The sequence below is a fragment of the Streptomyces sp. NPDC050997 genome, assembly GCF_040660135.1.
In the GTDB taxonomy this organism is placed as follows: Bacteria; Actinomycetota; Actinomycetes; order Streptomycetales; family Streptomycetaceae; genus Streptomyces.
The window spans coordinates 472,833-493,927 of record NZ_JBFAGK010000002.1 but is presented as its reverse complement, the minus strand read 5'-3'; the positions used below and the strand labels follow the sequence as shown (position 1 = coordinate 493,927).

The window sequence follows — 21,095 nt, the reverse complement described above, 5'->3', positions numbered from 1 at the left end:
CGGCCTGCTGATGGCCGCCCCGGCGCTGCTCCTGTTCGGCCTGTTCGGCCTGGTCCCGCTGGTCGGCGTGCTGGTGCTCAGCCTCTCCCGCTGGGACGGCCTGGGTTCCGTCGGCTGGGCCGGCCTCGCCAGCTGGACCGGCGTCCTGGGCGACGGCGCCACCTGGCAGGCGCTGTGGCTCACCCTCAAGGTGATGGTGATCAGCTGGCTGGTGCAGACGCCGCTCGCCCTCGCGCTCGGCGTCTTCCAGGCCCCCCGGGGACGGCTGCGCGCACTGTTCGCCGTGCTGTGGTTCCTGCCCCTGCTGCTGTCCGCCGTGGCGATCGGCCTGACCTGGCAGGCGCTGCTGGACCCGTCCTTCGGTATCGGCGCCACGCCCGGCCTGCACTGGCTGGCCCAGCCCCTGCTCGGTTCGCCCGACCTCGCCCTCTATACGGTCATTTTCGTGATCGCCTGGCAGTTCACGCCGTTCCACGCGCTGCTCTACCAGGCCGGGATACGGCAGATCCCGGTCTCCCTCTACGAGGCCGCCGCGCTCGACGGCGCCGGACCCGTGACCCGCTTCCTCCGCATCACCCTCCCGCAGCTGAAGTACACCTTCGTCACGTCGAGCACGCTGATGCTGGTGGGCTCGCTGACCTACTTCGACCTGCTCTTCGTTCTCTCCGGAGGCACCGGCGGCCCCGGCACCGCGACCCGCGTGCTGCCGCTGGCCATGTACATCACGGGCTTCCAGGTCCACGACATGGGCCGGGCCAGCGCGCTCGCCACCCTCCTGGTGGTCTTCGGTCTCGCGCTGTCGCTGCTCACCACCCGCCTGTCCGGCTTCACCCGGATGGACAGCCAGCAGGAGGGCCTGTGAGTACCGCCGTCGCCACCGTGCGCCGCACCGTCACCGGCGGTGCCACGCTCGTATGGACCGCGCTCGTCGTCGTACCCGTCTACTGGCTGGTCGTGACCAGTCTGCGCGGCGCCACCGACTTCACGACCGCGAGTCCCCTGGCCCCTCCTGCCCACCCGACACTGGACAACTACCAGACGGTCCTCGACGGCGACTTCACGAGCTACCTGCTCAACAGCGTGGTGGTCACGGCGGCGGCGGTCGCGATCACCGTGGTCGTCGCGCTGATGGCGGCCTTCTCGATCGTCCGCTACAACAATCCCTGGTCGCGGCTGTCCTTCCGCCTCTACCTCCTGGGCCTGGCGATCCCCCTCCAGGCGGTGATCATCCCGGTGTACCTGCTGATCATCCGGCTCCACATGTACGACAGCCTGCTCGCGATCGTGCTGCCCTCGGCGGCGTTCGCGCTGCCGGTGACGGTGATGATCCTGGTCAGCTTCCTGCGGGACGTGCCGCGTTCGCTGTTCGAGGCGATGGTCGTGGACGGCGCCGGCGACTGGCGGATGCTGTTCTCGCTCGCCGCGCCGCTGGCCAGGCCCGCGCTGGTGACGGTCGCGGTGTACGACGGCCTCCAGGTCTGGAACGGCTTCCTCTTCCCTCTCATCCTCACCCAGAGCGGCGACAAGGCCGTCCTGCCACTCGCCCTGACCCTCTACCGGGGCCAGTTCGGCATCAACGTGCCCGCGACCATGGCGGCGGTCGTCCTGTCCACCCTTCCCATGCTGGTCGTGTTCGTCCTCGCCAGACGGCAGCTGGTCGCCGGACTGACCGCCGGATTCTCCAAGTAGCCAACGCCCGAAGGGAGTCGGTCGGGGCATCAACGCCGCCGGCCGCCCTCGGTATGCCCGCGCAACAACCCCCGAGGAGTCGTGTATGACGACCACCACGCCGGACCACGCCGATCTCTCCCCGGCGGACGACGACCGCCCCTGGGCCGACCCCGCCGGCCCGGTCGACGAACGCGTCGAGGCGCTGCTGGCGAGGCTCACCCTGGAGGAGAAGGTCGCCCAGCTCGGCAGCGCCTGGGAGGACGTCGAGCCGGCCGGCCCCGAAGTCGCCCCCGGCACCAACCTGTTCGGCCGGGTCGGTGACCTCGACGAGACCGCCCGGCTCGGCCTCGGCCAGCTCACCCGCCCCTACGGCACCGTCCCGCGCCCCGCCCTGGAACACGCCCGGCTGCTGGCCGCACGCCAGCGGCAGATCATGGCGCTGAGCCGCTTCGGCATCCCGGCGATGGCCCACGACGAGTGCCTCACCGGCTTCACGGCCTACGGCGCCACCATCTACCCCACCTCCCTGGCCATGGCCGCCACCTTCGACCCCGCCCTGATTCGGCGGGTCGGCGCCGCCATCGGCACCGACATGGCCGCGGCCGGGGTCCACCAGGGCCTCGCCCCGGTCGTCGACGTCATCCGCGACTACCGCTGGGGGCGCTGCGAGGAGACGTACGGCGAAGACCCGTACCTGGTCGGGGAGATGGGCGAGGCGTATGTCCTCGGCCTGCAGGGCGCCGGGGTGTACGCCACCCTCAAGCACTTCGCCGGCTACTCCTCCTCCATGGGCGGCCGCAACCACGCCCCGGTCGGCATCGGCCACCGCGAGCTCACCGACGTCATCCTGCCGCCCTTCGAGCGGGCCGTCGCCGCCGGAGTGGGCTCGGTCATGAACTCGTACGCCGAGATCGACGGCGAGGCCCCCGCCGCGAGCCGCCGGCTGCTGACCGGTGTGCTGCGCGAGCGGTGGGGTTTCCAGGGCACCGTCGTCTCCGACTACTGGTCGCTCCCGTTCCTGGTGAGCGCGCACCGGGTGGCCGCCGATCTGCCGGGCGCGGGAGCGCTGGCTCTCCGCGCGGGCCTGGACGTCGAACTGCCCGACCAGCGCGGCTTCGGCGCCGCGCTCGTCGACGCCGTCCGCGACGGAGCCGTCGACGAGGCCGATGTCGACCTGGCCGTGCGGCGGGTCCTGCGGCAGAAGGTCGCCCTCGGGCTCCTCGACCCCGACTGGGACCCCCAGTCGCCCGCCCTGCGCGAGGGAACCCTGGACCTGGACAAGCCGGAGAACCGTCAACTCGCCCACGCCGTCGCCCAGTCCAGTGCCGTGCTGCTGCACAACGCCGGGGGCCTCCCGCTGCCCTCCGCCGGCCGGATCGCGCTGATCGGCCCGTGCGCCGACGACGTCCGCACGATGTTCGGCTGCTACAGCTTCCCCAACCACGTCCTCTCCGACCGCGACGACCTCGGCAACGGGGTGGAGGCGGTGTCGCTCCGGGCCGCGTTGGCGGATGAACTCCCGGGTGTGACATGGCTGTTCGCGCCGGGGTGCCCGATACGGGACGAGGACCGGGGCGGCATTCCGGCCGCGGTGGAGGCGAGTTCCACGGCCGACCTCACCGTCCTGGTCGTCGGCGACAAGCCCGGCATGTTCGGCATCGGCACCTCGGGAGAGGGCTGCGACGTCGAGGACCTGCGGCTGCCGGGCGTGCAGGAGGAACTGGTCGAGGCGGTGCTCACGACGGGCAAGCCCGTCGTCCTCGTCGTCGTCAGCGGACGCCCGTACGCCGTGGGGCGGTTCGCGGCCGGTACGGCGGCCATGGTGCAGGTCTTCCTGCCGGGCGAGGAAGGGGGCCGAGCGGTCGCCGAACTCCTCTCCGGCAGCGCGAACTTCAGCGGCAGGCTGCCGGTACAGATCCCCAACTCGCCCGCCGGACAGCCGTACACCTATCTGCACCCGCCGCTCGGCGACCGGCAGAGCTGGCTGTCCAACCTGGACCCGACCCCCGCGTTCCCCTTCGGGCACGGCCTGTCCTACACCGGGTTCGAGATCCACGGCCTGGAGGCGGACCGTCAACTCGTGCCCACGGATGGCGAGTTCACGGTCCGCGTGAAGGTGCGGAACACCGGCGCCGTCCCCGGCGCCGAGACCGTCCAGCTGTACTTCACCGACCCGGTCGCCCAGGTCACCCGGCCGGTCCGGGCACTGCTGGTCTTCGCCAAGGTGCCGCTGGAGCCGGGGGAGGAGGCGAGCGTCCGCTTCGACGTCCACACCGACCGCCTGGCCTTCACCGGCCTGGACGGCCGACGCGTCGTCGAGCCCGGCGAGATCCTGCTCTGTGCCGGGTCCTCCAGCGGGGACACCCCGAACGAGGTGAGCGTGCGGCTCGTCGGTGCGCAGCGGGACGCGAGCGTCATACGGCAGCACGGAGTGCCGGCGGCGGTCGAGCGGAACTGAGGGCGGAACCGAGGGCGGAACTCAGGGTCGGAACTCAGGGTCGGAACTGAGGAAGGACCCACACCGCGAGGGCGGGCAGTTTCCGCACGGGACCGCCCGCCCTTTCGTGCCGCTCAGCGAAGGTCGCGCGGGGCGGCCGTGGAGGCTCGGAGGATCAGCTCCGTGGCCAGTTCGATGCGCGGCGAGGCGGGCGGGCGGCCCTCGGCCGCCGACAGCAGTACCCGGGTGGCCTCGCGCCCCAGCTCCTCGAACGGCTGGCGCACCGCGCTCAGCGGCGGGGAGGCCATGGCCGCCACCAGGGTGTCGTCGAAGGACATCACCGCCAGGTCGTCGGGCACCCGCAGTCCCCGCTGGCGGGCGGCCTCCAGCACACCGAGCGCCTGGGCGTCACTGGCCGCGAAGACGGCCGTGGGCGGCCGCTCGCCGCGCAGGATCTTCAGACCGGCCAAGAGCGCCTCGTCGTAGTCGAAGTCGGTCGAGCTCACGATCGCCGGGTCGTAACCGATGCCCGCCTCCTCCAGCGCCGCCCGGTAGCCGTGCAGCCTCGCCGCGCCGGCCAGCGAGTGCGAGCGTCCCGCGACCATGGCGATCCGGGTGTGGCCCAGACCTAGGAGGTGCTGGACCGCTTCCCTGGCCCCGCTCCAGTTGGTGACCCCGATGCTCGGGATGTCGGCCGACGGCGCGCTCAACGGGTCCACCAGCACCACCGGCAGCCGTTGCTCGACGATCCGCCGCTGGTCGTCCTCGGCCAGCATGGAGATCACGATGATCAGCCCGGCGGCGCCGAGCGCCAGACACTCCTCCAGCCACTGGGAGATGGACCGCCGGCTCGTGGTCCCGGTCACCACGTCGACGCCGAGCTCACCGGCCGCGTCCACGATCCCGCGGACGACCTCCAGGGTGTACGGGCCCGACAGGTCCCGGAAGACGGCGATGATCTGCCGGGACGCGGCGGACTCCTGGTCCCAGGAGCGCACGTACCCGTACCGCCCCAGCAGTTCCTCGACCCGGGACCGGGTCTTCGCGCCCACGTCACGGCGCCGGTGCACCACCTTGGACACGGTGCTGAGCGACACCCCCGCCTCCTGGGCGATGCTCGTCAGCAGGCCGTACTGCGCGTCCAGCTGCCCCTTGTCCTGAACGGTCACTGTCCTCGTTCTCCCGTTGGCGGCCTGGCGCAATGCAACAGCAGCGGGCGCCGGCAGACAAGACTCCGGCGCCCGCTGGTGCGACTACTGGACTCTGCTCCACTGCTGGGTGGCGTTGCCGAGGCCGGTCCACAGCTCGACCTTCGAACCGTTGGCGGTGCCCCAGTCGGTCACGTCGATGACCAGACCGTTGGAGCGGTTGACGATCGTGCCGTCCACGCGGAACGCCCACTGCTGGCTGGTCCTGCCGTTGCAGGCCCACAGGATCAGCGTGGTGCCCGCGGTGGTGCCGTCGCCGTTCGCGGCCAGGCACTTGCCGGAGATCCGCAGCTCGCCCGCGCTGGTCCGGGTGATGGTCTGGTTGGCGTTGCCCGAGCAGTCGTAGATCTGGACCTGGACGCCGGTCTGGCCGTTCGGGACGTCGAGGCAGCGGCCGGAGTAGCTGCCCTTGAGCGTGAACGTCGAGTCCGTGGGGAGCGGGTCCTGGACCAGTTTCCAGTCCTGCGAGCCGTCGTTGGCCGAGGCGGCCAGGGTGACGGAGCCGCCCGCGGTCGCGCCCGCCATGTAGAGGCTCGTGTTCCGCACCGAGCGGAGCTTGTAGTACCCGCTGGTGGAGGCGGCGACCAGCGTCCACCGCTTGTCGGTGGCGTCGTCGTCCACCCACTGGGCCAGCTTCTGGCCGGCTGTCGCGCTGCCGGTCCAGACGGCGAGGGCGCGCCCGCCGGCCTTGTTGAGGAGGGTGACGTCGGAGCCCTTGGCCTGGGTGTGCCAGCGCTGGGTGGTGTCCGAGGAGCTCACGGCACTCGTGACCAGGTCGGCGGCATTGCCGGTGAGGTTCGCGTCCTGCGTCTTGCCGGAGGCGGGGGCGAGGGCCTGACCGGTCAGCCGGTTGACGAGGGTGTAGTAGGCGCCGTCGGACCGGCCGAGGTCGACCTCGGCGTACTTCACCGGCCCCACGCTGGCGCCGCTCCAGGACGCCTGCAGGATCAGCACGCGTCCGGTCCCGTCGACGTACTGGAGGTGACGGCTGTACCCCGCGGCGATCGGCGTCTGGTACTGCTTCCAGGTGCCGGTGCTCAGCCCGGACTCGTTCACCCACACACTTCCGCTGCCGGCCGCGTTGTAGACGATCCGCCCGTCGGGCATGGGGAGCAGGACCGGACTGCCGCCGGTGGCGAGGGTGTTGCCGCCCGACGGCACGGGCAGCGAGGTGATCGCCGCGTCCGTGCCCGCGTAGAACTTCGTCGGGTCGTCGGCGATCCGGTACCGGACGTTCGTCCCACCACCCCAGTACTCGTACGTCATGATCCACTTGCCGTCGGTGGTCGGCGCGACCGTCGTCATGCCGGGCCGTCCGCCGCCGATCTCCGTCTTGCCGCCTCCCATGGCCACCGTCGAGCCGGGGACGTCGACGACCGGGCCGCTCCAGGCGGACGTGCCGGTGCCGTTCCAGGTCCGGTGCATGAGGATCTGGCCGCCGGAGTCCGTCGCCGTGGTGTTGGCGGGGTCGAGGGCCGGGGCGCCGGTGCCGGTGTCGTAGCCGGTGTAGTCGTCCTCGTCGGAGTAGTAGGCGATCAACTGCCCGTTGTGGGCGAGCAGATGCGGTTCCCAGACCGGGTCGACCTGCTTGTACGTGTTGGCGGTCGAGGTGCGGCCGACGTTGCCCGCGCTGCCGCCCTGCCAGCCACCGGCGGCGATGATGTTCCGGAAACTCCAGGTCGCCCCGTCGTCGGTGCTGGAGTACAGGGCGAGCGCCACGTCCTTGCGGTCGCCGTCGCTGGTCGGTGTCCAGCCGGCGTTCGCGGCCTTCTGCTCCTTGTAGTAGAGGTCGTCCCCCGAGACGATGCTCGCGAGCAGCAGCGTGCCGGCGCTCAGGTTGCCCACGCTCTGCGGAAGAACGTAGAGATACGGGTTCGTCCAGTTGCTCGTGTACTTCGCGTACGCGGAGTCGGTGGACAGGTAGGCGGGGGCCTTGACGTCGGCAAGCTTCGCCCAGGTCGTGCCGTCGTCGTCGCTCTTGTAGACGGGCATGGTCTGCCCCACCGGAGCGGTCTCGCTGTCCTCGAACGTCGCCACGATCCGGCCGCTCGGCAACTGGGCCGACTTCGGGTAGAGCACGCAGGGGCTCTTGTTGCAGGCGGCCGAATTCGTCGCCGTGTAAAGGTTCGCGGGACCGGGCTGATATGCCGACGCGGTCCCCGCGGAGGCGATGGTGAATGCCACACCGATGCCCGCGGCCGCTGCCGCCGCGAACACCCTCCGTATCCATGAATGAATCAACGCGGCTCCTTCGGGGCCTGGGCGGTTCCTCCGGCAGAAAATGCCGGACGAAAGGTGAGGACAGTATTGGGACGCGGCAGCGGTGTGTCACGGGCACGTTTCCGAAAGTGTTTCGCGTACGGGCGGTCACCGGGTGTTGACGAGACGACCGCGCGTGCTGACGAGTGCCGGGGCCGGCGGCGAGGTCCTTGGACGCGGCAACCCGGAACCGGACGAGAGGACGGGGTGGGGCAGGGCCGCCCGTCGGGTCAGCGCCACGCTCCCGACAGGCGCCGCGTGACCACCGCGCTGAGGGTCCGTACGCCATGGGTCGAGACCGGGTCGATGTCGGTGAGCTCCCTTACCCGGCGGAGGCGGTAGTCCAGGGTGCGCTGGTGGACGTTCAGGGCTGCCGCCGTGGCAGCGCGGTTCATGTCGTGGCGGTAGTACGCGTCGAGCGTGCGGATGAGGTCCGGGCCGGGTTCGAGGCGCCCGGCCACCTTTTGGAGCCAGTCGTCGACGAACGGCACGTCATCGACCGCGAGTTCGACGAAGACGTCCGCCATGGTGTGCGGCCGCAGCCGCGCGGACGCCTGCCTCAGCGGGGCCGCCCTGCTGATCCGACGGGCCCGGTCGAGGGCGTCGGCGAGCTCGGGCAGCGGTGCGGTGGCGGTGCCGGCGGCACAGGGGCGGCCGAGAGCCTCGGCGAAGTTCCGTACGAGATCCGATACGAGATCCGATACGAGATCGGGGCTTTCGGGCCGTGAGGTCGGTTCGGCCGTGTCGAGGGTCAGGGGGGTCAGCGCGATCAGCTCGCCGCCCCTGCCGCCGCCCTCCGGGCACCAGGTCACCGGTACCCGGTACGTCTTCACCAGCGCCTCGATCTCGCTTTCCAGGTCACGGTCGCCGGCGGGGCGGTCCGGCACCCGGATCACGGTCACCGCGCAGCGCTCGGGCACTTCCATGTCCAGGAAGGGGGCGAGTTCCGCCGCCATGGGGTCGCCGGTCAGCAGCGACCTGGCCAGCAGGGCGACCTGCTCGACGTACGGCAGTCGGCGTCGCAGCACCGTCACGAATCCCTGGCGGTAGGCGACGATGCCCCGCTCGCCCTGCGGGGCGAACCAGGTCATCACCTGCATGAGTTCGTCGACACCACCGCCGCGCTGCCTCTCGGTCGCCTCGTTGATCTCACGCAGCATGAGCTCGGTGTGCAGGCGCAGGACCCGCTGCCGTGAGTCCACCGACATTCCGGCCCCGGCCCGTAACTCGCCGATCGAGGCGATGTAGCCGAGGTCGGCCTCACTCAACTGGCTGTTGTCCGGCGACAATTCGATCGTGCGGCGCCTGAGCCACACCGAGTACTCCATCGTCTCGGCCCTGGCCCGGGGGTTCGCGTCCAGGATGCCGAGTTCCGGGATCTCGCGCGCATACGTATCGACCTCCCGGCGTGCGCTGGCGGGCACCTGCCGGGCCAGCTCGGCGAAGAGGCTGCCCATGGACGTGAGCATGCCATTCCCGGCAATGGGTGGACAGGCGAGATCCGGACGACATTTATCACTTGGCGTAAATCGGGGGCGGGTGCGTCGGCAGCGAATTGTCACGGTGCGCAAAGTTCCCTGATCCGGGCCCTGTTGTTGTTCGATTCACTTGTGGAGCCACGGTGAAGGCTGCTTAATGAGTGCCATCGGAATTCCCGAATTCGCATGCGCAGAGAGTTCACCCTGCGTGCGTAATGAAATTCGCTCGAACGGGAGGGAAACAGTCATGAAAGCAGGAATCAGAAAGAGACTCGCGGCGGCGGTCGCGGTCATGTCCGTTTCGACAGCGCTCATGCTGAGCGTGCCGGGAACCAGCTCGGCCGCCCCCGCCGCGACCCCGAGCCTGCGGGCGTACGGGATCACCGGCGACGGCACCCTCATGGCCACCTTCACCACCGACCAGCCGAACGTGCTCAACTGGGTCAGGACCATCAACGGCCTCGTCGGCGACAAGAAGCTGGTCGGGATCGACTTCCGTCCCCAGGACGGTCTGCTGTACGGCGTCGGCGACGCCGGCGGCATCTACACGATCAAGATGCCGCCGGTCACCACGGACGTCGTCGTCACCAAGGTCTCCCAGCTCCAGGTCGCCCTGTACGGCACCAACTTCGACATCGACTTCAACCCGGCGGCCGACCGGCTCCGCCTGATCAGCGACAACGGGCAGAACCTGCGGCACAACCTCAATGACCACACCACGATCGAGGACACCACCCTCACCACCCCGCCGCTCACCGGGCCGACCAGGGGCGTCACCGCGGCCGCCTACACGAACAACGACCTGAACGCGGCCACCGCGACAGCGCTGTTCGACATCGACACCACCCTGGACCAGGTCGTCATCCAGGCGCCGGCCAACAACGGCACCTTGTCCCCGATCGGCTCCCTCGGCTTCGACGCGGGTGCCAACGCCGGCCTGGACATCTTCAGCTATCTGACCAACGGCAAGACGACCTCGGTAGTCGCCTTCGCCTCGCTCACCCCGTACGGCGCGAGCACGCCGTCCCTCTACAGCGTCAACCTCTTCACCGGCGAGCCGACTCTCGTCGGCCAGTTCCCACTGAACCTCACGGACCTGGCCATCACCCTCACCGGGAGCTGAGCCCCAACCGAAGCTCACGCCTTCGCCGCGGCCCTGCTGCTCCCGGGTCGCGGCGAGTTCGGGTGTGGGCCGTGCCGGACGTCGGCTCCGGCGGGCCACCGCGGTGGGCGCGCGCCGGTTCCGCCCGCTGCTCGCCCGGTTGTCGGCGAACTGCCCCGGGATTGTCCTTGATCGGTAACGGACGCATCCCTTTGCCGCCGCTTCTCGTCCTTCCAGTTGGTCGCGAGGTGACCAGGGAATTGGCGAGGAACTGCGGGAAAGCGGGGCGGACATGGCGCGACACGGCGGCGGGCGTGGCTGGTACGGCAAGATGCTCGGCGCGGCGCTCGGGGTGACGTTGCTCGCCTCCGGTGCCTCGATGTGGACCGCGCAGGCCGGTGTCGTGGGCGGCTCGTCGCCGAAGGCGAACGCGTCGGCCAAGCCGGGCAGTGACGGCAAGCCGGTCGCGGTAACCATCGCGCACGCCTCGGAAAAGGGGGCGCGCGGCGTCAACATCACCATCGACGACGGCCCCGACCCCGTGTGGACCCCTCAAATGCTCGACGTGCTGCGGGAGTACGGGGTGAAGGCCACGTTCTGCATGGTGGGGACGCAGGCGCAGGCCCACCCGGACCTCGTGAAGAAGGTGGTCGCGGCCGGGCACCGGTTGTGCGACCACTCGGTGTCGCACGACACCACCATGGACAAGCAGTCCGAGTCCTACCAGTCGCAGCAGATCCTCGACGCCGAGCGCATGATCACCAAGGCGTCCGGGGGCGTACGACCGATGTACTACCGGGCGCCCGGCGGGGCTTTCACCCCGTACAGCCGCAAGCTCGCCGCCTCCCGCGGCATGCGCCCGCTGGGCTGGAACGTGGACACCAAGGACTTCGAGCGGCCGGGCACGGACGCCATCGTCGCCACCGTCGAGCGGGAGCTGCCGGACGGGCCGACGCTCCTCTTCCACGACGCGGGAGGCGACCGCTCCCAGACCGTCGAAGCCCTGCGCCGGGTCCTCCCCCGACTCAAGGAGCAGGGCTACGCCTTCGGCTTCCCGGTGCGCTGAGCCCCGGTCCAGGAGATCCTCACCCAGCGCGGACAGCACCGCGGTGCTGGGCCGGTCGACCTGGTGGTGTGCGCCGGCTGAGCAATCCCCCAAGGACGAGACCGATTCTGGTGACGTTTCTCGCCTTGCCTGGATCACCGTCCGCGACGGCACGACGCTGAGCTACTGGATCTTCCCGCAGTCCGACGCCACCACTCCATGGGTGTCCGCCGGCTCCGACGACAGCACCTGCGTCGCCGTCGACTTGATCTTCACCGACGGCAGTGATCTGCGGGACTCGGATGCCACCGACCAGTCCGGCACCGGTATGCATCCGGCCGACCAGTGCGGCCATCTCACGCTCGACGCGTGGAACCACGTCACCGTGAACCTCGGCGCGGTCAAGGCGGGGCAGGCGATCAGCAAGATCCTCGTCGGGTACGACCGTCCGGGCGCCACAGGTGGCTATCGCGGCTACCTCGACGACTTGAGCATCGCCTGACATCGAGAATCCGCTTGGTGGGCCGGCACCTGCCGTCGGCCCACCTGACATCGACGACGCCGGACGGGGACGCACACCAGCGCCCTCGTCCGGCGTCAAGGTCTGCCCTGCCCTCAGCCGGCGGCCTTGGCGACGATGCGGTCCATCTCCTCTCGGCCGAAGGCCCGCAGGGTCGTGCTACGGACGTTGCCCACCCCGCCGAGCTGCAGGAGCACCGCGGTCGCGGTTTCGTCGTCGGGCGCGTCGACAACGGCCACGAGGTCGTACGAACCGACGGTCCAGTAGAGGTTCAGGACCTTCGTCCCGAGCTTCTGTGCCGCCGCGGCGAAGGCCTCGGCCCGCTGTGCGGTGTCCTTGTAGTGCCGGATCCCTTGATCGGTCCAGTTCAGCAACGTGACATACGTCGGCATGGTCTTTCACCTTCGTGAGGGAACACATCGCAAGGTTGATCCTGTGCGTAGTGGCTGAAACACGCACAATCTGCGCACCCGAATGAGCGACGGCAGCCGATCACCACTTCTGTCCCAAGCCTTGACCCGCCGGACGGCGAGGGGCACTCTCCAGTTATGCGCATTAGGTAATACGCATTAACGGCGCCGCCGCGGAGGAGAGAAGTCACTGTGGAACCCAGGAAGCGGCCCGGACGTACGCCCGCTCCGGCCGGACGTACGTCGCGGCCACGGCAGGCCGAGGTGGCCCGGCTCGCGGGGGTGTCGCAGGCGACCGTGTCCCTGGTGCTCTCCCCGAAGCCGGACGGGAAGGGCCGCATCATCTCCGAGGAGACCCGCCGGCGGGTCCTGGAGGCGGCCCGCAGTCTCGGCTACGTGCCCGATCCTGCCGCCCGGCGGCTGGCCGCCGCCCGCAACAACCTTCTCGGCGTCTTCAGCTTCACCGCCACGTTCCCCACCGATGTGCAGCACTCGTACTACCCCTTCCTGGTCGGCGTGGAGCGCGAGGCGGCGGCGCTCGGCTACGACCTGGTGCTGTTCACCGGGTCGAGCACCGGCGGCGCGGGGGCCGCGGGCCCCGACGCCCTGAGCCGGGTCCGGCTCGCGGACGGCTGTCTGTTCATCGGCCGGCACACGCCCCGGACGGAGCTCAAGCGGCTGGTCGAGGACGGCTTCCCGGTCGTGCACCTGGGCCGCCGCGAGGAGTTGGAGGGTGTGGCATGGGTGGGTGCGGACTATGTCGAGGCCACACGTGACGTCGTGGGCCGGCTGGCCGAGTCGGGGCATCGACGGATCGTCCTCGTCCGCGAGGACGACGACGCGCCCGCCTCGGCGGACCGTCAGCGCGGCTTCCTGGAAGGGCTGGAGGCGGCAGGTCTGCCCTCCGGTCCCACGACAGTCTTCCGGTCCGCGGATCCGCGGCGGGAGCTCACGCCCGAACGGCTGCGTGCCTGGGCCGACGAGGGGGTGACGGCCTTCGTCGCGGAGGAGACCGACACCGGGGCGGCCTGGCGAAGCCTGCTCTCCGCCGTGCGCGAGGCGGGCCTCGACTGCCCCGCGGAGGTGTCCCTCGCCCTGCTCGGCAGCCCGCCCTCCGATCTGGCGAGCGAGCCCGTACCGACCGGATTCGACATCCCCCGGCCGCGGTTGGGCGCCGCGGCCGTGCGGCTGCTGGCCGCGCTCGTCGCGGGCGAGGAGGCGCGCGAGCCACTCGTCAGCTGTGTCTTCCGCCCGGGCCCGACGACCGGACCTCCGCCGCCTGCCCGTCCCTGAGCACGGTCCATACGGACCTCCCCCCATGAACCTGATCCGGCAGCAAGGAGAAGCGTGATACCCGAAGCGGACATCCTCGTCGTGGGCGGCGGCCTCGGTGGCGTGGCCGCCGCACTCGCCGCCTGCCGGGCGGGACGCAGCGTCGTACTCACCGAGGAGACGGACTGGATCGGCGGCCAGCTCACCAGCCAGGCCGTACCGCCCGACGAGCACCCATGGGTGGAGCGGTTCGGCACGACCGCCTCGTACCGGCGGCTGCGTGAGGAGATCCGGCGGTACTACCGCCACTGGTACCCGCTGCGGGCCGAGGCCCTGGCGCTCACGGACCTCAACCCGGGAGCGGGCCGCGTCAGCAAGCTCTGCCACGAGCCGAGGGTCGCCCTCGCCGTCCTGGAGGGCATGCTCGCGCCCCACCGTGCGGCGGGCCGGCTGACGGTACTCACCGAGCACCGGCCGGTCTCCGCCGAGTCCGACAACGATGTCGTACGGTCGGTGACCCTGAAGAACCAGCGCGACGGGACGCATCGCACCCTCACAGCGCGCTACGTCCTGGACGCCACCGAGACGGGCGAACTCCTCCACCTCGCGGGAGTCGAGCACGCGAACGGGGCCGAGGCACGCGCCGAGTTCGACGAGCCGCACGCCCCGGACGAGGCCCAGCCCGACAACCAGCAGGGCATCACGGTCTGCTTCGCGCTCTCCCATCACGAGGGCGAGGACCACACGATCGACCGCCCGCAGGACTTCGACTTCTGGCGCGCCTACCGGCCCTCGTTCTGGCCCGGTCCGCTGCTCGGCTTCGAGGCGCCCGACCCGCGCACGCTGGAGCCGGTGCCGCGGACCTTCGTACCGAATCCGGATCTCGACCCGCTCGGTGTCTCCGCCGACCAGAGCGCCGACGCCGGCGACAAGGAACTGTGGGGCTTTCGCCGTGTCCTCGCCCGCAAGCTGCACACGCCGGGCGCCTTCGACTCCGACATCACACTCGTCAACTGGCCGCTCAACGACTACTGGCTCAAGCCGTACATCGGCCAGGAGGCCGAAGCGCTGTGCGAGGCACGGCAGTTGTCGCTGTCGCTGCTGTACTGGCTGCAGACCGAGGCGCCGCGCCCGGACGGCGGCACCGGCTTCCCGGGCCTGCGGATCCGCCCGGATGTGACCGGTACGGCGGACGGCCTGGCCAAGGCGGCGTACGTCCGCGAGTCCCGCCGTATCAAGGCCGTCACCACGGTCACCGAGCACGATGTGGCGATCGACCTGGTCGGCCCGTACGGCGGCACCCGGCACCGCGACTCGGTGGGTATCGGTAGCTACCGCATCGACCTGCATCCCTCGACCGGCGGCGACAGTTACGTCGACATCGGTTCCGTGCCGTTCGAGATCCCGCTCGGGGCGCTGGTGCCGCGGCGGGTCCGCAACCTGCTGCCCGCGGGCAAGAACATCGGCACCACCCACATCACCAACGGCTGCTACCGGCTCCACCCGGTGGAGTGGAACGTCGGCGAGGTCGCCGGCGCACTGGCCGCACACTGCGTGGCCGAGGACGTCGAGCCGCACCAGGTGCAGGCCGAGGACAAGCGGTTCGAGGAGTTCGCGCGGCTGCTCGACCGCGACGGAGTGCAACGCCACTGGCCGGACGTACGCGGCTACTGAACGACCCCCGCGCGGACGGGAGTTGCGGGCCGGGCGGCTCCATGCGCCCCGCCCGGCGACGGCCCGCGCGAACCGATCCAGCGCAAGTCCAGCACAAGGAGGTGCCCGGACATGAACACACCCCGCATCCGCGTCGGCATCGACGTGGGCGGAACCTTCACCGACGCGGTGGCCGTGGACGCCACGACCCTCGAACTCCTGGGGCAGGTCAAGGTCCCCACCAGCCACCATCACGAGGACGGCGTCGCACACGGCATCGTCGAGGCGCTCGACCGACTCCTGGGGCAGACCGGCCGCGCCCCGACCGACGTCGCTTTCCTCGCGCACGGCACGACCCAGGCCACCAATGCCCTCCTGGAGGGCGACGTGGCGACCGTCGGACTGATCGGCATCGGGACCGGCCCCTCGGCGGCGTTCACCCGGCGCCTCGCCTCGTTCGGCAAGCTCGAACTCGCCCCCGGCAAAAGGCTCCCGCTGGCCTACGCGCATGTCAGCGACCCTGACGACACGGCGGCCGTCCGCCGCGCCGTCGAACAGCTGAAGGGCGAAGGCGCATCGGTCCTCGTCGCCAGCCAGCCGTTCAGCGTCGACCGCCCCGAGGGCGAGCAGGCCGTCCTGGACGCGGCACGGCCGTACGGGCTGCCGATGACCGCCGCGCACGAGATCACCTCGCTGTACGGGCTGCACAAGCGCACCCGCACCGCCGTGGTCAACGCGGCGATCCTGCCCCGCATGCTGGCCACCGCCGACCTCGTCGACGCCTCCATCACCAAGGCGGGCGTGACCGCGCCCCTGATGGTGATGCGCTGCGACGGCGGCGTGATGGCCCTCGACGAGATGCGCCGCCGACCGCTCCTGACGGTGCTGTCGGGACCGGCCGCCGGAGTCGCGGGCGCGCTGATGCAGGAGCGGGTGAGCGAAGGGGCGTTCCTGGAGACCGGAGGCACGTCGACCGACATCAGCGTCGTACGCCGCGGCAAGGTCGCCGTCCGGCACGCCACCATCCTCGGCAAAACCTCGTACCTGAGCGCCCTCGACGTGCGCACGGTCGGCGTCGGCGGCGGCTCCATGGTGCGGATCGGCGACGGCCGGGTGACGGACGTGGGACCGCGCAGCGCCCACATCGCGGGACTGCCGTACGCCTGCTTCGCCTCCCCCGACCAGCTGCGCGACGCCACGGTGGACACCGTCCGGCCCATGGACGGCGACCCCGCCGACTATGTCGTGCTCGACGCGGCGGGCGGGCGGTTCGCCGTCACCATGACGTGTGCCGCCAACGCCCTCGGCCGTGTCCCCGAGGGCGACTTCGCCCACTGCGACCCTCAGACCGCGCGTGCCGCGATCGCGCCGCTGGCCACCGTGCTCGGCACCGACATCGCGACCGCGGCCACGCGGATCCTCGACGCGGGCGTCGCCCAGGTGAAGACGGTGGTGGACGCCATGATCCGCGACTACCGCCTCGACAAGGACACGGCCGTCCTCGTCGGCGGAGGCGGCGGTGCCGCGTCCGTCACCCCGCATCTCGCCCGCACCAGCGGCATGGAGGGGCGGATCGCCCGCCACAACGAGGTCATCAGCCCCATCGGCGTCGCCCTCGCGCTCGTACGGGAACAGGTCGAGCGGATCGTGCCCGGCGCCTCGCAGGAGCAGATCCTCGCCGTCCGGGCCGAGGCGGAGCGGGCGGTCGTCGCCCAGGGCGCCGCCGCCGAAGGCGTCGAGGTCGAGGTCACCGTCGACCCGCAGACCAACACCGTGCGCGCGGTCGCGACCGGCGCCACCGAACTGCGCACCCAGGACCGGTCCCACCGCGCCGACGACACCGAGCGACTGCGTGCCGCGGCGGCCAGTCTCAGGACCGACCCCGCGGACGTCCACGTCCTGGCGGGCACCGCCGCCCACACCGTCTACGGCACGCGGACGCACCGCCGCCTGCGGCCGACCCGCCGGCCCGTACGGATCGTCGACATGGACGGCGTCGTACGCCACCACGCCGCCGACGCCCGCGTGGAGACCACCACCGTGGCCGGCGCCCCCGAGGTGCTCGCCCGGCTGGTGGGCGAGTCCACCTCGTACGGCGACGGCGGGGTCCGCGCTCCCGCCCTGCGGCTGCTGCTCGGCTCCCGCATCGCCGACCTGTCCGGCGTCCTCGACCCTCAGCCTCTGCTCGCACTGGCCCGCAGCGAGTTGCGGACCCGCACGGCCGACGAGCCGGTGGTCGCGGTCCTGGAGGTGCGGTCATGACGGCCACTGAACTCACCTCGAACGACCGGGAGTTGATGGACCTCACGTCCGTCGACGACATCGAATGGGCCGTCCGACTGCTGGCCGCCACGCCCACCCACGAGGGCCGTGACCGCGAACTGCTGCGCCAATGGGCCCGTAGAGCCGACGAGTTCGGATCCCGGCTCGCCCCCGTCCCGTCCACCGCGCGCGTGATCGAGCGGGACGACGGCCTGGAGCGGATGCTGCTCGCCCGCTACACGTCACGGCCGGCGACGGTCGAGCTGTACACCGACACGCTCACGCTCGCCGAGGAGTTGGTCGACGCCCGCGGCTGGCGTGCCTGGTACCCGCCGGGCTCGGTGCGCGCGGCCGCGCTCGCCCACGAGGCCGTGCACGCCCACCTGCACCACGGCACCGCGAAGGCGGCGCTCAAGCAGGCACTCGACCACACCGTGCTGCGCGTCGGACGCCACCGCGTGGCCGGCCATGTCGCCGGTGCCGAAGAGGTCGCCGCCCACGCCTACGCCCGAACCGTCTGCGGGCTCGGCCGCAGCCCCCTGCTCCTCACCGCGGCGCTGCGTGCGGCGCTCACCCGGCCCGGAAGAGAGAACTGACCCATGGGTGTCGTGATCCTCCTCGTCATGGCGGCCGGCGTCGGCCTGATGCTCACCCGCAGACTGCCCACCGCCTTCGCGCTGGTGCTGCTCGCCGTCGTCATCGCCTTCCTCGCCGGGGCACCGCTCACCGGCGAGAACAGTGTGCTGGACACCGTTCTCCAGGAAGGCGCGCCGGCCCTGGCCGCCACCATGATCGCGATCATTCTGGGCTCCTGGCTGGGCAAGCTCCTCGACGAGACCGGTATCGCGGGCACCCTCGTCCGCAAGATCGTCGAGTTCGGCGGTGACCGTCCGACCGTGGTGGCCCTCGGCGTCCTCGCCGTGTCCGCGCTCGTCGGCACGGTGACCGGCTCGGCACCCGCCGCCATGCTCGCCGGCATCATCGGCATCCCCGCCATGATCGCCGTCGGCGTGCCCAAGGTGACCGCCGCGGGCACGGTGCTGATGGGCATCGCCGTGGGCATCCCCTTCGAGCTGCCGGTGTGGCAGTTCTTCTCCACCGCGCTGGAACTGCCGATCCCGACCGTGCGCGGCTTCATGGTGAAGCTCTTCCCGTTCGCCCTGGTCGCCGCCCTCGCGTTCGTCCTCGTAGAGACACGACGGCGTGGCACGGAGCACGCCTGGTCGCTCAAGTCCGTCGACGCGAAGCCTCGTTCACGGCGCCAGGAACTGGGCGACGCGCCCTGGTACGCGCTGCTCGCCCCCGCCGTCCCGCTCGTTCTCGCCCTGGGCCTCGAACTCGCCATCATCCCCTCGCTGTTGGCGGGCATCCTGTACGCGCTGGTCACCACGACCCGGCCCGGCGCGATGAACAAGCGGCTGCTGCGCACCCTGTACGGCGGCTTCGAGGTGGCCGCCCCGCCGATCGCCCTGTTCATCGCCATCGGCATCCTGCTCGCGGCCGTGAAACTGCCGGGTGCCGTGGACGCGCTCGAACCGCTCGTCAAGGCCCTCAGTCCGCACAACCCCGTGGTGTTCGTCCTCGTCTTCACGCTCCTCGTCCCGCTGTGCCTCTACCGCGGCCCGCTCAATGTGTTCGGGCTCGGCGCGGGCATCGCGGGCGTCCTCATCGCCACCGGCATCTACCCCGCGGCCGCCGTCCTCGGCATGGCCACCTCGTACAACCAGGTCTTCGGCGTCGCCGACCCCACCAGCACACAGACCGTGTGGAGCGCCCAGTACGCGGGCGTCACTCCCCAACAGGTCATGGTGCGCACCCTGCCGTACGTCTGGGCGGTCGCCCTCGGCGGTCTGTGCGTCACCGCCGCCACCTACCTCTGAGTCCTTCCGTCATTGGAGCCCACCATGCAGGAGCACCACCTCGACCGGCGTCTCTTCTTGCGCACCACCGCCGCCACCGGAGCCGCTCTCGCCGTCGGTACGGCCGTGGGTGCCCAGCCCGCGGCCGCGGCGCCCGGCGGATTCCCCGACCACACCTACGTCCGCACGCTTCTGACAGCGTCTCAGCTGAAGTACAACCCCACCGGCGAGATCATCTTTCCCTGCGTCCGAGGCGTGTACGACAAGCTGAGCTCCCCCCTCGGCCGCTACTACCTGTACTACGCGCCGCACGACGCGCCCGGTGGGATCTGCCTGGCCTACGGCAACTCGCTGGAAGGACCGTTCACGGAGTACCCGTCGAACCCGATCGTCTCCAACACGTGGTCACCGCACTACTCCGTCAGCCATGTCTCGTCGCCCCATGTGCTGTGGAACCAGGACGCCAAGGAATTCTGGCTGTACTTCCACGGAGAGAACACCACGACCCGCCTCGCCCGCTCGGCCGACGGGATCCACTTCACGTACGACAAGGTCGTGCTGTCGGCGTCCATGCTCCCGACAGGCACCACGGAGACGTCGTACGCCCGGGTCTTCCGCCACGACCTGCCCTCGCGCGGCGCCCGCTACGTGATGGTCTTCATGCTCAACAACACCACCGACCACCGTGACATCCACTGGGGTTGGTCCGCCGACGGCCGCACCTGGACCTACGACCAGCAGCCGCTGATCCGGCACGGCGACGTAGGCGCCGTCAACGTCGGCGGTCCGCACCTTCTGCACCGGAACAACAGCACCTACGTCGTCTACAACAAGGACAAGGCGAGCGGCGGCGACATCATGATCACCGAAGTGGGCAACGACTTCAGCAAGCGCACCCACCTCGGCGTCTTCTACGACTCGCGCGGCGCGGCTCCGGAGAACGGGCGCGCCGCGGCGCCGTCCTTCGGCACCGATGGCGGCGTCCCGTACATGATCTACGAGGCCGGAGAGCGGCTCGCGGGATCCATCGCGGTGGCCCGGGGCTGACCCGGCGGACCGACTCCCCGGGTATCCGGACCAGGGGGCGGCCGCACACCACAACCGCACCACAGGGCGTGGCCGGCTGCCCCGGGCCGTCGCGTCAGCCGATGGGCGCCGGCATGGGCTGGACGTCGTACTGGAGGCGGATCGTGTCGCCGGTGGCGGGGTCGGCCAGTTCCACGCTCCAGCCGTCGGCGAATTGGTCGACGCCGGGGGCCATGGGGATGGTGCCGGAGATCAGGACGGTGCCGGGCGTGAGCGCGCCGCGCGAGCGCAGGACGTCGATCCAGTAGGCGGGGGCGAGGAGTTCGGCGAGGGTGCCGTGCTGGATCTCCGTCGGCGTGCCGCCGTGGGTGACCCAGGCGTGCAGGGTGAGGTCGTCGAGGCGGGACTCCACATCGGCCAGCCGCCAGGCGCGGCGGGCGAGGACGTCGGGGCCGGCGTTCTTGCTCCAGGCCACGCCGTGCACCTCCAGGTCGCGGTCGGTGTGGTCGCAGGCGGCCGTCAGCAGCAGCTCCCCGTCGTTCGCCACGACGAGCGCCCACTCCGCCTCGCCGGAGGTGTGCCCGTGCTGCGCGTGGACCCGGTCCGTCTGCTGGGCGAGGTAGGGGGAGACGGGGTAGAGGGCGGGCGTCACGGACGGGCCGGGCACGCCCAGCTCGGCGAGCTCCGCGACGTGTGCGGCGACGTCCTCCTGGCTGCGTCCGGCATACCCGGCGTTGAGGACCTGGACGACGTCGACCTCGCGCGTCGATCCGTCGGGCAGTTCGAAGGTCAGCACGGCCATGAGGGGCACTCCAGAGATCGGGTGACGGGACCGCGGCGGCGGTGCGTCCGGTTTCGCCGCGGTGAAGTTCTCGTCGCGGTCGAAGTTCTCG

At 70.9% G+C, this 21,095-nt stretch carries 17 protein-coding genes; 12 read left to right on the top strand and 5 right to left on the bottom strand.

The genetic code is table 11. From position 1 onward, the window contains the following. The first annotated feature begins 10 nt into the window (after positions 1-10). The 3 genes from AB0H86_RS05390 (at position 11) to AB0H86_RS05380 (ending at position 4,129) form a co-directional block, all read left to right on the top strand. On the top strand, positions 11-862 hold the full coding sequence (locus AB0H86_RS05390) for a sugar ABC transporter permease (RefSeq protein ID WP_362433700.1): 852 nt from the start codon (positions 11-13) through the stop codon (positions 860-862). After that, complete coding sequence (locus AB0H86_RS05385; RefSeq protein WP_362433206.1) at positions 859-1,689, top strand: carbohydrate ABC transporter permease; 831 nt, start codon at positions 859-861, stop codon at positions 1,687-1,689. Before AB0H86_RS05390 ends, AB0H86_RS05385 begins: the two co-directional genes overlap by 4 nt. Before the next feature lie 85 nt (positions 1,690-1,774). Next, positions 1,775-4,129, top strand: a complete 2,355-nt coding sequence (locus tag AB0H86_RS05380; protein ID WP_362433204.1) for a glycoside hydrolase family 3 N-terminal domain-containing protein — start codon at positions 1,775-1,777, stop codon at positions 4,127-4,129. Positions 4,130-4,242: 113 nt separating this feature from the next. Here the strand turns inward: AB0H86_RS05380 and AB0H86_RS05375 are convergent, their stop codons facing one another. The 3 genes from AB0H86_RS05375 to AB0H86_RS05365 form a co-directional block, all read right to left on the bottom strand. Continuing rightward, the gene (locus tag AB0H86_RS05375) at positions 4,243-5,277 is read right to left on the bottom strand and encodes a LacI family DNA-binding transcriptional regulator (protein ID WP_362433201.1); all 1,035 of its coding nucleotides are present in this window, start codon (positions 5,275-5,277) and stop codon (positions 4,243-4,245) included. Between the two features lie 84 nt (positions 5,278-5,361). Next, on the bottom strand, positions 5,362-7,395 hold the full coding sequence (locus AB0H86_RS05370; RefSeq protein ID WP_362433697.1) for an RICIN domain-containing protein: 2,034 nt from the start codon (positions 7,393-7,395) through the stop codon (positions 5,362-5,364). A 410-nt stretch (positions 7,396-7,805) separates the two neighbouring features. Continuing rightward, positions 7,806-9,032 (bottom strand): helix-turn-helix domain-containing protein, encoded by a 1,227-nt coding sequence (locus AB0H86_RS05365; RefSeq protein ID WP_362433198.1) that lies wholly within the window; start codon positions 9,030-9,032, stop codon positions 7,806-7,808. A gap of 313 nt (positions 9,033-9,345) precedes the next feature. Between AB0H86_RS05365 and AB0H86_RS05360 the strand changes: the two genes are divergently transcribed. From AB0H86_RS05360 to AB0H86_RS05350, 3 genes are all read left to right on the top strand, one after another. Then, the gene (locus AB0H86_RS05360; protein ID WP_362433196.1) at positions 9,346-10,176 is read left to right on the top strand and encodes a DUF4394 domain-containing protein; all 831 of its coding nucleotides are present in this window, start codon (positions 9,346-9,348) and stop codon (positions 10,174-10,176) included. A gap of 271 nt (positions 10,177-10,447) precedes the next feature. After that, positions 10,448-11,221, top strand: a complete 774-nt coding sequence (locus AB0H86_RS05355; RefSeq protein ID WP_362433194.1) for a polysaccharide deacetylase family protein — start codon at positions 10,448-10,450, stop codon at positions 11,219-11,221. Positions 11,222-11,264: 43 nt separating this feature from the next. Then, positions 11,265-11,702 (top strand): hypothetical protein, encoded by a 438-nt coding sequence (locus AB0H86_RS05350; RefSeq protein WP_362433191.1) that lies wholly within the window; start codon positions 11,265-11,267, stop codon positions 11,700-11,702. A 113-nt stretch (positions 11,703-11,815) separates the two neighbouring features. Here AB0H86_RS05350 and AB0H86_RS05345 read toward each other — a convergent pair whose 3' ends face one another. After that, positions 11,816-12,112, bottom strand: coding sequence for a GYD domain-containing protein (locus AB0H86_RS05345; RefSeq protein WP_362433189.1), 297 nt, complete (start codon positions 12,110-12,112; stop codon positions 11,816-11,818). A 210-nt stretch (positions 12,113-12,322) separates the two neighbouring features. Between AB0H86_RS05345 and AB0H86_RS05340 the strand changes: the two genes are divergently transcribed. The 6 genes from AB0H86_RS05340 (at position 12,323) to AB0H86_RS05315 (ending at position 20,223) form a co-directional block, all read left to right on the top strand. Continuing rightward, a complete protein-coding gene (locus AB0H86_RS05340; RefSeq protein ID WP_362433187.1) occupies positions 12,323-13,423 on the top strand; it encodes a LacI family DNA-binding transcriptional regulator in 1,101 nt (366 codons plus the stop codon). Positions 13,424-13,477: 54 nt separating this feature from the next. Beyond that, positions 13,478-15,076 carry an FAD-dependent oxidoreductase gene (locus AB0H86_RS05335; protein WP_362433185.1) on the top strand — a complete coding sequence of 533 codons (1,599 nt, stop codon included), beginning with the start codon at positions 13,478-13,480 and terminating at the stop codon, positions 15,074-15,076. 111 nt (positions 15,077-15,187) lie between these two features. Continuing rightward, on the top strand, positions 15,188-17,317 hold the full coding sequence (locus tag AB0H86_RS05330; protein ID WP_362433183.1) for a hydantoinase/oxoprolinase family protein: 2,130 nt from the start codon (positions 15,188-15,190) through the stop codon (positions 17,315-17,317). After that, positions 17,314-17,913 (top strand): hypothetical protein, encoded by a 600-nt coding sequence (locus tag AB0H86_RS05325; protein WP_362433181.1) that lies wholly within the window; start codon positions 17,314-17,316, stop codon positions 17,911-17,913. Before AB0H86_RS05330 ends, AB0H86_RS05325 begins: the two co-directional genes overlap by 4 nt. Before the next feature lie 3 nt (positions 17,914-17,916). Continuing rightward, the gene (locus tag AB0H86_RS05320; RefSeq protein ID WP_362433179.1) at positions 17,917-19,197 is read left to right on the top strand and encodes a TRAP transporter large permease subunit; all 1,281 of its coding nucleotides are present in this window, start codon (positions 17,917-17,919) and stop codon (positions 19,195-19,197) included. Positions 19,198-19,221: 24 nt separating this feature from the next. Next, complete coding sequence (locus AB0H86_RS05315; protein ID WP_362433177.1) at positions 19,222-20,223, top strand: hypothetical protein; 1,002 nt, start codon at positions 19,222-19,224, stop codon at positions 20,221-20,223. A gap of 94 nt (positions 20,224-20,317) precedes the next feature. Here the strand turns inward: AB0H86_RS05315 and AB0H86_RS05310 are convergent, their stop codons facing one another. Further along, positions 20,318-21,004, bottom strand: coding sequence for a DUF2848 domain-containing protein (locus AB0H86_RS05310; RefSeq protein WP_362433175.1), 687 nt, complete (start codon positions 21,002-21,004; stop codon positions 20,318-20,320). Between the last annotated feature and the right edge of the window lie 91 nt (positions 21,005-21,095).